This is a genomic window from Hoylesella shahii, assembly GCF_937990675.1.
GTDB classification, from domain to species: Bacteria; Bacteroidota; Bacteroidia; order Bacteroidales; family Bacteroidaceae; genus Prevotella; species Prevotella shahii.
Window position 1 is genome coordinate 1 of the sequence record NZ_CALKQY010000051.1, and the last position, 8,600, is coordinate 8,600.

6 protein-coding genes are annotated in these 8,600 nt (G+C 46.0%); 1 reads left to right on the plus strand and 5 read right to left on the minus strand.

Annotated features, from left to right (window positions below; all coding sequences use genetic code 11):
• The 3 genes from QME03_RS07610 to QME03_RS07620 form a co-directional block, all read right to left on the minus strand.
• Positions 1–767 (minus strand): PCRF domain-containing protein (locus tag QME03_RS07610; RefSeq protein ID WP_281723971.1); only part of this gene is annotated, 767 nt, incomplete at its 3' end.
• Positions 768–944: 177 nt separating this feature from the next.
• The gene (locus QME03_RS07615) at positions 945–2,753 is read right to left on the minus strand and encodes an AMP-dependent synthetase/ligase (RefSeq protein WP_281723972.1); all 1,809 of its coding nucleotides are present in this window, start codon (positions 2,751–2,753) and stop codon (positions 945–947) included.
• 175 nt (positions 2,754–2,928) lie between these two features.
• The gene (locus tag QME03_RS07620) at positions 2,929–4,140 is read right to left on the minus strand and encodes an ROK family transcriptional regulator (protein ID WP_281723973.1); all 1,212 of its coding nucleotides are present in this window, start codon (positions 4,138–4,140) and stop codon (positions 2,929–2,931) included.
• A gap of 232 nt (positions 4,141–4,372) precedes the next feature.
• Here QME03_RS07620 and QME03_RS07625 point away from each other — a divergent pair, with 232 nt between their 5' ends.
• Positions 4,373–4,882 (plus strand): hypothetical protein, encoded by a 510-nt coding sequence (locus QME03_RS07625; RefSeq protein ID WP_281723974.1) that lies wholly within the window; start codon positions 4,373–4,375, stop codon positions 4,880–4,882.
• Positions 4,883–5,070: 188 nt separating this feature from the next.
• Here QME03_RS07625 and QME03_RS07630 read toward each other — a convergent pair whose 3' ends face one another.
• Positions 5,071–6,372, minus strand: a complete 1,302-nt coding sequence (locus tag QME03_RS07630; RefSeq protein ID WP_273115786.1) for a UDP-N-acetylmuramoyl-tripeptide--D-alanyl-D-alanine ligase — start codon at positions 6,370–6,372, stop codon at positions 5,071–5,073.
• 81 nt (positions 6,373–6,453) lie between these two features.
• Complete coding sequence (locus tag QME03_RS07635) at positions 6,454–8,064, minus strand: sulfatase family protein (protein ID WP_281723975.1); 1,611 nt, start codon at positions 8,062–8,064, stop codon at positions 6,454–6,456.
• Positions 8,065–8,600 lie beyond the last annotated feature (536 nt).

Genomic DNA, 8,600 nt, shown 5'->3' on the forward strand with positions numbered 1-8,600 from the left:
ACGCCAGTTTCCACCTTATTAACGTTCTGTCCACCGGCTCCACCACTTCTAAAGAGGTCCCACGACACCTTAGCGGGGTCTACATACACCTCAATCGTATCGTCAACGAGTGGGGAAACAAACACCGAGGCAAAGCTAGTCATACGCTTTCCCTGCGCATTATAGGGCGAAACGCGCACTAATCGGTGCACGCCATTTTCGCTTTTAAGGTAGCCGTAAGCATAATCACCACCTTCAATCTCCATGGTGACACTCTTTATTCCGGCCTCATCGCCCTCTTGTATGTTGCTTATCGTAACCTTATGCCCATGAGCTTCGGCCCATCTCATGTACATACGCATGAGCATTTGCGCCCAATCTTGACTCTCGGTGCCACCCGCACCCGAGTTAATCTTCAGAACACAGTCCATTGGGTCTTCCTTTTGGCGCAGCATATTCATGAGTTCGAGGTTTTCGATGGCAGTAATCGCCTTGCGATAATCATCGTCCACCTCCTCTTCTGTCACCATATCATCGTGGTAGAAGTCGAAAGCCAACTGCAATTCGTCGGCGGCCTGTCGCACTTCTTTATATCCCACAATCCATTTTTCAATACCTTTCACCTTCTTCATCTGCTCTTGAGCACGCGCAGGGTCGTCCCAGAAGTCGGGAGCTTGTGTTCTTAGTTCCTCTTCTTCCAGTTCAACGCGCTTTCGGTCGATATCCAAATAGCGGCGTAAGGCTTCAGCCCGTTCCAATATATCTTTGAGTTGGTCTGCTGTAATCATACGTTACGATATTGCTTTCGTGCCCTTCACCTTGTTTTTGCCTTATGCTTGGCAGGTATAAAGTAGACTATGCAAGCCAAAAAGGCCCATTTCATCGTGCTTTATTTGGTGTTGGGAGATTTTATTCGTTGCTTAATATATAATATAAGTAATGTATAGGCTAAGGAGCAAAGCTCATCACTCTTCGTACATCTTATCAATTAGCTCTTTATAGTTGGCTAAGATGATGGGTCTACGCAGTTTTAGCGTATTGGTTAGTTCTCCGTTCTCCATTGTAAAGTGGTGAGGAAGAATAGTTATGCACTTGATTTGCTCGTAAGGAGCCAACTGTTGTAGAAGTGTACGAATGCGTTCGAGCATCATAGCATGCACTTGATGGTTGGCACATAGTTCTTCGCGCGAGCTAAAATCAATGCTATGAGCCTTAGCAAACTCTTCAAGTAGGCGGAATTCGGGTACAAGAAGGGCAGAAACAAACTTGCGTTCGTCGGCCACAACCGCCACTTGGTCGATATATTTATCAACCAAAAGCAGAGCTTCAATCATCTGCGGAGCAATGTATTTGCCGTTAGATGTTTTATAAAGGTCTTTTATACGTTCGGTAAGGAACAGTTCGCCATCCTTTATATAGCCAGCATCGCCTGTGCGAAAGAAGCCATCTTCGGTGAAAATAGTAGCATTAAGCGACTCGCGTTTGTAATAACCTTTGGTGATTGTTGGCCCTTTGAGCAGTACTTCATTGTTTTCTCCAATCTTTAATTGCAGGCCTTCGATAACCCTTCCCACCGAACCAAGGGTGATAGGTTTGTCAAGATGGTCGCACGAAACAGTGGCAACGCTCTCTGTTAAGCCATATCCCACCATGATGGTAAGTCCGATGGCGTGTACAAACTCTTCCACTTCGGGCGACACTCTTGCGCCAGCCGTGGGGAAAATGTGGGCATTTTCCAATCCCAACTGTTTACGAACCATGCTCAACACGGTGCGATTGAGCAGCTTATATTCTAAACTTAAAGACATGGGCGGACGCTTTCTGCGAGCCAGATATTGCACATTATGCTTGCGACCCACCTCTAAAGCGCGGTTAAACAGTTTGCGTTGCAGGGGCGACGCGTTGTCCATGCGTTCTTTAACGCCTGTATAAACCTTCTCCCAGAAGCGTGGAACCGAAGCCATACATGTGGGATGAGTTTGTCGCATTGAGGTTTGTATGTCGTGTGGGTTGGTATTAATAATGAGTTGTGCACCAACCGAGAGCGACAAGTACGACCAAGCGCGCTCAAAGATATGGGTAAAGGGCAAGAAACAAATTACTCTATCGGAGCTGTTTACAGGTACACACATGGCATTAGACACAAGTGCGGCATGATATTGACTGTAAGTAATCATCACTCCCTTGCTATCACCCGTTGTTCCACTGGTATAAAGGATATTGCAAAGGTCGTCTTCTTTGGCTTCCGACCATAGTTTTTCCACCTCAGATTGACGAGGAAGGTTCTCGCCCAACTTCAAAAAGTCGTCGAAATACAACGTGTTGGGGTCGTGCGAGCTAATGCGCACATTGCGATCGAACACCACAATGCGTTCTAACGAACTGCAAAGGTTCAGCACACGATGCGCCTTATCATATTGTTCTTGTTCGCCTACGAAGATGAAACGCACCTGCGCATCATTCACAACGAACTGAATTTGCTGCTCACTGCTAGTGGCATAGAATGGAATTGTTACCGCTCTAACGCCATAAGCACCCATATCGGTGTAGAGATATTGCAAACAATTCTGCGCAAAAACAGCAATATGCTCTTGTGGTTTCAAGCCAAGATTGAGCAAAGCATTACTCACTTGCTTCACACGCAACGAGAATTGGTTCCACGAAACGGTTTTCCATTCGTCCCCACCAAAGTGTTTAAACGTTAGTGCGGGTGCGTCTCCATACTTGCGAGCTTGCTCATGAACGAGCAAAGAGAGGTGGCATGTTGTCTGCATAATAGCTAAATATTTATTGCAAAGATACGATAAATCTACCAAAACCTAGCGAATGGCAGGGCATAAAATGCAACATTGCGACACGTATCAACTCTAATTTAACTTCTCTCTTGTGGATAAAGTTGCCTAAACACTAGTTGTGCACAGACTTATCTATTGCAGTGAGACAGAGTTATCAATTGAAGTAAAACAGACTTTTGCGCGCCAACAGACAAGCACCAGTAACACCGGCCTTGTCTTGAAGTTTGGAAAGCACAATGGCCGAGTCGCGATTTACCATGTTGAGCGAGTATTTTCGCACTGCGCTTTTTACGGGTTGCAACACCGAATCGCCAGTACGAGCCAACGTTCCACCGATGATAACCATTTCGGGATTAAGCAAATTGATTAGTCCAGCAAGGTAGCGACCAAGTTTTTGGCCAATTTCTTCAATTAGTTCGATGCACAACAAGTCTTCTTTAAGCGTTGCTTCGATAATATCGTCAAGGGTTAACGAAGCCTCATTGTTCATGATTTGTTCGCTCAAAGCCGTCTGTCTACCCTCTTTCACGCATTGCAAAAGGGTGCGATGCAGCGCCATTCCCGATATTTCTGTTTCAAGACAACCGCGTTTTCCGCAATGGCAAAGCAGCTCATTATCAAACGTTGGAAAGTGTCCCAGTTCGCCCGAGAAGCCCGATTTGCCTGTATACAATTCACCATTAAGTATCAGTCCGCATCCAATTCCCCAGCTAAGGTTCACAAAGATTACGTCTTTTTCGCCCTTCACAACGCCCTTTGTCATCTCGCCATAGGTCATCGAGCGTGTGTCGTTGTCCACATACACCCTACAACCAATCTTTTCGGCCATCAGTTCCACCAAGGGTCTTTCATCAAAATTAAATCTACTAAAGCTGTGTCCCATCTCTGGATTAACGCGACCAGGGATATTTACGCCCACTGTTAGTATTCGTTCTTTGGCTATATCCAACTGATCTATGAAGTCGGTAACGCAAGCGCACAATTCGTCTAGCCCCTCTTGCGAGTTGCTATACTGATAAGGCACACCCATATCTATCTTTACCAAGTCGCCTTTAAAGTTCATCAAGCCCAGGTTAAGACCATCGTTCATCAGGTCAACACCCACGAAGTAGCCCGATTCGGGAGCCAATCCGTAGATCGCCGGCGAGCGTCCTTTACCCGTATCCATCTTTCCACAGTTAATGATATACCCATCATCGCACATCTCCGCGATAACTTTGGCAATGGTAGGAACACTCAAATTCAATTCTTTAGACAACTCGGGAATCGTAGTCGAGGTGTTATTCAAATAGTAAGCGATAATGCGTTTATGCGTCATCGCCGATTTAGTTCCTTTTAAAAGGTCGTTTAATAACATGCGTGCCATATCAATGTACTATATTTTTGTGAATGTTTGGCATAGGCTGCCACAATTTGCAAACTTACGAAAAATATCCTATACTTACTCGTAAATTAGTAAAAAACTAGACGTTCTATTTGAACTTTATAACAAATATTTTATGAATAAGGGTAGGAACTACCATAAAAGGGCTTAAAATCTGCCTTTTTTTACGTACCTTTGCATTTGAAACAGCATTTCAGAATACTGATTTAACACTATGACAAAGAATTTTATCGCGATTGCTTTCGCGTGTATCCTCTCTCTTTCTGCCCGTGCCAACAACGATGCTGGCATTGAAGGCGTGGCTTTTGGGTCGAACTACGAAACGACGTTGGCTGGTATTCGCAGCACGTTTGGCACACCTACACAAGCCAATAAGCAACAGATTGTTTATAAAGACATGATGTTTAAAGGGCTGAAATTCGAAAAAGCCATCTTTAAATTCCAAACAGACAGCTTGGGAAATACGTATTTTAGTGAGGCTCGGTTTACGTCTTCGCCCACCAACAAGCGTGGTGCTCTAAAGGATATCGAGGTATTGGCTAAGACAATGGATAAAGATTATCCTGGTGTAACCATCGATTGGGAAGACGAGAGCACTCCTTTTTATAAGGGTGGCATGTCTCCTTTGGGCAATAGTTACCTCTTTACGGTGTGCATCTACCCCGTAAACAACGGCTATACCACGGTGTTGCGCTATGGCCCGCTTCCTTATGTTAAGCGATAAGAAACAAAACATAAACAAACGCGCTGCGTTTACAAACTGATAAATCCGTACGGGGATGCAAGCTACATGTACTTGCATCCCCGTATATGTTTATACCCAATGGTTGATAGGTCGCTTTGCACTTATTTTTGTCTTGTTTGCCCTACCTGTCGGCCCATCTTTCGTTTGTTTGTCGGCGTCATGCCCATTTAAAGACACTGCGACAGTTTGTCGAGCCTTATGCCATGACTGCCTTTAACCAAGATGTATCTACCCTCGGGGCATTGATTTTGCAATTGCGCCATCACCTCATCCACATCGTTGAACTTACGGAAAGCGCAACGGGTGCGCGCAAATTCGGGGCCAACAAGCCACACTTCATCGAGCGACAAACGCGAAAGCTGGTCTACAATGGCTTGATGAGCCTCTGTGCTTGCTGCTCCTAGTTCGAGCATATCGCCAAGAATAGCCATTTTATGGGGCACTTCCATATCATTGAGATTATTCAGAGCCACACTCATACTGGTGGGATTGGCATTGTAGGCATCCATAATGAGCTTGTTATGTGCCGTCTCTTCTAGTTGCGAACGGTTGTTACTTGGCACATAATTAGCCAAAGCCCGATTGGCTTCGTCGGCCGATACTCCTAGATATAAGCCCACACTAATGGCCGCCAACATATTAAGCACATTGTAAGCGCCCACAAGATGGGTCTGCACTTCATTCCATTCGCCACCTTCGCGTTGCCATGCAAAGCGCAAGAATGGCGCAGCCGACACCACTTTACCGCCAACAAAGAGGCCGTCACTGGCTGGTGTGCCATATTTCACCAAGTCTAACCCCTGCACAATACCCATCAAATGGGGATTATTGGCATCTACAAACACCTTTCCGCGTTTGCTTTGGCGCATAAAGTCGTATAGTTCGCCTTTGGTTTTCACCACACCTTCAAACGAACCGAAGCCTTGCAGATGGGCCATTCCCACGTTGGTGATAAGCGCCAAGTCGGGTTCTACCAGTTCAACCAGCGTTTTAATGTCGCCAGGATGACTTGCACCCATCTCTACAACGGCCACTTGATGTTCGGGTTTTAGGCGTAAAAGCGTTTTAGGCACACCAATATCGTTGTTAAAATTACCCAAGGTGTAGAGCACATTATACTTTTCGCCAAGCACGGCGGCCATCAATTCCTTGGTGGTTGTTTTGCCATTCGTGCCTGTTATGCCCACAATACGTGTGCCCAGGGTGCGTCGATGGTGGCGAGCCAACAGCTGAAAGGCGCGCAACACATCGTCTACCAGGATATAACGTTCGTCGCCTTGCGCACAATATTCGGGTTCGTCTACCACCGCAAAGGCGCAACCTTGCTGCAAAGCCGCTGCAGCGAACTTGTTTCCATTAAACGATGCACCTTTTAAGGCGAAGAAAATACTACCCTCGGGGCAATCACGGCTATCGGTGGTTACCACGGGATGACTTTCAAAAATTTGATATAACTGTTCTGTTGTCATGTTTTTTATTGTGTAAGGTGGCAGAATGGCGAATGCCCGTCGCTGTTCGTTGGTTCATCGAATGCACCACTGTGGCCGGCATCATTCGTCTACCTTTAATGTCTTACGATAGTCGGCCAGTCGTTTAAGCAATTGCTTGGTTACTTTTTCTGTACCCGGTTTGCCATAGATATTGTTCAATTCGTCGGAGTCGGTCTGCAAATCGTACAACTCGTAATAGTCGATATCGGCATCATCTCGAAAATAATTTATCTTCTTAAGTGCCTGATAGGTGTAATATTCGCCTGTTCCGGGTGTGCGTTGGTATTTGTTTTCTTGCACAGCACGGTCGCTTCCCTTGCCATAGAAGTGTATCAGCTTATAGCGTTCGTTGCGCACACCATCGTGTTTGCGCACTAGGTGATAGGTGGGATAGTCGTAATAATGGTAATAAAGGTCTTTTCTCCAGTTTTTCACCTTATCGCCTTTAAACAGTGGTTGCAAGCTTCGGCCACTCATTTCGGCGGGCTTTTTCACGCCTGCCAATGCCAGAAACGTTGGTGCGAAGTCGATGTTCTGCACCAGTTGATGACATTGAGCACCCTCTTTTATATGTCCGGGATAACTAATAATAAGCGGTGTATGAAACGATTCTTCGTACATAAAGCGCTTATCAAACCATCCATGCTCGCCCATATAAAACCCTTGGTCGGAGGTGTATACCACAATGGTGTTGTCGCTCAGTCCGTTTTGCTCCAGATAATCAAGCAGTCGGCCCACATTATCATCAACAGAGCGTATCACCGCGGCATAATCGCGAATATAGTTTTGATATTTCCATTCTACCAACGCTCTTCCTTTGAGGTTGGCTTCAAGAAATTTTCGGTTTCTGGGCATATAATATTTATCGAAGGCCACGCGCTGTTCGGGTGTGAAACGATTGGTTTCGCCCAGCAGCGCATAATACGAATCCATGCTCTCTACGTCGTTGGGGTCGAGCGTTTCGGGCACTTTCAGGTCTTGTATCATACGCAAATCGTCGTCAACACGCATTTTCTGTGTGCGTGCAGCCGACCCACGCGTGGCGTAATCGTCCCAAAACGTCTTTGGAAGTGGAAATTCCACATCGCCAAATAGTCCCATATATTTTTCTTCGGGCATCCAATTGCGGTGTGGCGCCTTGTGATGCACCAGCAAGCAGAAGGGTTTCGACTTGTCGCGATGCTCTAAAAAGTTGATGGCGTGGTCGGTTATGAGTGTTGTGGCATAACCTTTCTCTTGCTTATACTTGCCATATTCGCCCGTTGTGCAAAACACAGGGTTGTAATATGTGCCTTGATTATTGAGTATATGGTAAAAGTCAAATCCCTTTGGACGGCAGTGCATGTGCCATTTGCCCACCATTCCTGTGGTATAGCCTGCTTGCTGAAGCAGTTCGCTAAAGAATGTTCGGGTGGTATCGATGCCTTCTCCCAACTGTCGTTGTCCGTTTTGGTGACTGTAAAGACCAGTGATAAGACAGGCGCGACTGGGCGTTGAAAGCGAGTTTTCCACAAAAGCCGACCTAAACAGCATGCCACGTCGTGCCAGTCGGTCGATATTGGGCGTGGGTGCAAGCTTTGAAATGGCGCTGCCGTATGCGCTAATGGTTTGCATGGAGTGGTCGTCGCACATTATATATAATATATTTGGGCGCACGGTTGTACCTTGCATGCCTTCACTTACGGGCAATCCCTCTTGTACAGGACATTTGGGATAACGAGTGTCGCCGGGTTGTGCCATTGCCTTCTGGGCTGTTGTGGCCAAGGCAAGGGCTGGAAGCATGGTAAGCGATATACGAGATGGTAAATTCATCGGTGTGTAAGTTGAGGGTTATTGTGCACCTGCAAGCCACTGCCCAGCACAAGGAAAGCGCCCACGATGCGTTATACACCACAAAATTACACAAAATCGAGGTGACGGATGCCCCAAACCACATCTTTTTTCATTTAAACATAAAGTTTGTGCATGCTTCATGTTCTTTGGTTTACTATATTCTCTTGTGTCAACTGCTGTGTGTGCGTGCCACTGTCACTACCATTAGCCTGCCAATGTGCACTCAACGCATGCACAATATACAAAAATAAGGACATAAAAAAAGTCCTTGAAATCTCACGACTTCAAAGACCCACACAATTTATTAACCAAAAAATTAGTGGTGCCACCAGGAATCGAACCGGGGACACAAGGATTTTCAGTCCTTTGCTCTA